At 51.0% G+C, this 2,500-nt stretch carries 1 tRNA gene and 2 rRNA genes (1 of these 3 cut by a window edge); all 3 read left to right on the forward strand.

The features are described from left to right. Positions 1-228 precede the first annotated feature (228 nt). Positions 229-1,718 (forward strand): 16S ribosomal RNA (locus LAY57_RS34830). A gap of 115 nt (positions 1,719-1,833) precedes the next feature. After that, a tRNA-Ile gene (locus LAY57_RS34835) sits at positions 1,834-1,907 on the forward strand. A gap of 293 nt (positions 1,908-2,200) precedes the next feature. After that, positions 2,201-2,500: ribosomal RNA gene (locus LAY57_RS34840) — 23S ribosomal RNA — on the forward strand; its annotated part runs 2,546 nt beyond the window's last position; the annotation flags it as partial.

Here is a 2,500-nt window from a genome sequence, read left to right on the forward strand (position 1 = left end):
AAACTTTTTTGAATTTCCCCCTTGACAGGAGATAGTGGAATTGTTATATTGATTAAGCGGTCGGGAAAGCACAGCGCAAGCGAAGCGACACCAGCGCGCCGAACCTAGAAAAAATAATAGTTTGAAAGCCAGAATAGCACTAATTCCTCGAATAGGAAAGTACTAAGAAAGAAAACTTACCGAAGCATCTCATCAATGACTTCGGGAGCCAAAACAAACTCATTCAATAACACGGAGAGTTTGATCCTGGCTCAGGATGAACGCTGGCGGTATGCTTAACACATGCAAGTCGAACGCAAGTAGAAATACTTGAGTGGCGGACGGGTGAGTAACGCGTGAGAATCTAGCTTCAGGTCGGGGACAACAGAGGGAAACCGCTGCTAATACCGGATATGCCGAAAGGTGAAAGATTAATTGCCTGAAGATGAGCTCGCGTCTGATTAGCTAGTTGGAGAGGTAAAAGCTCACCAAGGCGACGATCAGTAGCTGGTCTGAGAGGACGATCAGCCACACTGGGACTGAGACACGGCCCAGACTCCTACGGGAGGCAGCAGTGGGGAATTTTCCGCAATGGGCGAAAGCCTGACGGAGCAATACCGCGTGAGGGAGGAAGGCTCTTGGGTTGTAAACCTCTTTTCTTAGGGAAGAAGCTCTGACGGTACCTAAGGAATAAGCATCGGCTAACTCCGTGCCAGCAGCCGCGGTAATACGGAGGATGCAAGCGTTATCCGGAATCATTGGGCGTAAAGCGTCCGTAGGTGGCAGTTCAAGTCTGCTGTTAAAGGCTGGGGCTTAACCCCAGACAGGCAGTGGAAACTGAACAGCTAGAGTGTGGTAGGGGTAGAGGGAATTCCCGGTGTAGCGGTGAAATGCGTAGATATCGGGAAGAACACCGGTGGCGAAAGCGCTCTGCTGGACCACAACTGACACTGAGGGACGAAAGCTAGGGGAGCGAATGGGATTAGATACCCCAGTAGTCCTAGCCGTAAACGATGGATACTAGGTGTTGTGAGTATCGACCCTCACAGTGCCGCAGCTAACGCGCTAAGTATCCCGCCTGGGGAGTACGCACGCAAGTGTGAAACTCAAAGGAATTGACGGGGGCCCGCACAAGCGGTGGAGTATGTGGTTTAATTCGATGCAACGCGAAGAACCTTACCAGGACTTGACATGTCCGGAATCCTCTTGAAAGGGAGGAGTGCCTTCGGGAACCGGAACACAGGTGGTGCATGGCTGTCGTCAGCTCGTGTCGTGAGATGTTGGGTTAAGTCCCGCAACGAGCGCAACCCTCGTTTTTAGTTGCCATCATTAAGTTGGGCACTCTGAAGAGACTGCCGGTGACAAACCGGAGGAAGGTGGGGATGACGTCAAGTCAGCATGCCCCTTACGTCCTGGGCTACACACGTACTACAATGCTACGGACAAAGGGCAGCAAGCATGCGAATGCAAGCTAATCCCATAAACCGTGGCTCAGTTCAGATCGCAGGCTGCAACTCGCCTGCGTGAAGGCGGAATCGCTAGTAATCGCAGGTCAGCATACTGCGGTGAATACGTTCCCGGGCCTTGTACACACCGCCCGTCACACCATGGGAGCTGGCCATGCCCGAAGTCGTTACTCCAACCCGTAAGGGAGGAGGACGCCGAAGGTGGGGCTGGTGACTGGGGTGAAGTCGTAACAAGGTAGCCGTACCGGAAGGTGTGGCTGGATCACCTCCTTTTTAGGGAGACCTGCTTCGTCTTGACCGAAATCAAATCATGAGGTCAGATGCAAGTTATCCCAGGTCGGACGAGAATTAGTGTAGGCTTTCAAACTATTGATGGGTTTCGGAACATGGGCTATTAGCTCAGGTGGTTAGAGCGCACCCCTGATAAGGGTGAGGTCCCTGGTTCGAGTCCAGGATGGCCCACCTCTACTTCCTTTGGTAAACAGCCGTAAAAACTTGTGGCTTTTTCCCAAGTAGGGAGAAAACAAAAAAACCAAAAAAATCTCATCAGATTCTTAGCGTTCACTGTGATAGCCTAGATAAAGTGAGTAAAAGAGTACAGCAACTGCACCAATCAAAAAGTGGTCAGCCTGCTGGATGTCTTACCAGCCAGAACCTTGAAAACTGCATAGCAACGTTAAAAAGAAAGTCAGTTCTAAGTAGCCCTTTGAATAGAAGAGCTTTTGAGAACCGGCAGGTGAACACCAAATGTTTGTGGTCAAGCTACAAAGGCTTACGGTGGATACCTTGGCACACAGAGGCGAAGAAGGACGTGGCGACCGACGAAACACTCCGGGGAGCTGGAAGCAAGCATTGAGCCGGAGATATCCGAATGGGGCAACCCCAAGTACTACCTGCTGAATCCATAGGCAGGAAAGAGCCAACCCAGTGAATTGAAACATCTTAGTAGCTGGAGGAAAAGAAATCAAACGAGATTCCCCTAGTAGCGGCGAGCGAAGCGGGAAGAGCCTAAACTTTTCAGTTTACTGGAGAGGGTAGTGGGACAGCAAAGTGGG

Origin of the sequence: Argonema antarcticum A004/B2 (assembly GCF_023333585.1) — a bacterium.
GTDB lineage: Bacteria > Cyanobacteriota > Cyanobacteriia > Cyanobacteriales > Aerosakkonemataceae > Argonema > Argonema antarcticum.